1 protein-coding gene is annotated in these 290 nt (G+C 60.3%); it reads right to left on the bottom strand.

Annotated elements, in window-relative coordinates; translation table 11 throughout:
• Positions 1-290: 5'-nucleotidase C-terminal domain-containing protein (locus EN818_RS32060; protein ID WP_189524021.1), on the bottom strand; the 290-nt coding region annotated here is incomplete at both ends.

Below are 290 nucleotides of genomic sequence, written 5' to 3'. Positions count from 1 at the left end.
GCTCGATCCTGTTGAAGATGCCTGCCGACATTTCCAGCCATTCCTTGACCTCGGCGCCAGTGATTTCAACGGCCCGTACCGTGTTCGGGTAGAGGTAGAGGTCGGCGACGTTCTTGATGGCGATGTCGCCGACCGGAACGTCGGTATAATAGTCGGCGCCGTTGCGGCCGCCGGCCTTGAAGGGTGCAGCCGCTGAAAGCAGCGGCACGTCCTTCCACTGCGTGCTCTTCAATATGTCCTTCAGGTACCAGCTCTGCGCCTGGTTGACGATCTGCACCGACGGATCGTCG

The sequence above is a fragment of the Mesorhizobium sp. M3A.F.Ca.ET.175.01.1.1 genome (assembly GCF_004791945.1).
In the GTDB taxonomy this organism is placed as follows: domain Bacteria; phylum Pseudomonadota; class Alphaproteobacteria; order Rhizobiales; family Rhizobiaceae; genus Mesorhizobium.
Note: the sequence above shows the minus strand (reverse complement) of the source record. Positions and strands in the feature narration are given on the sequence as shown.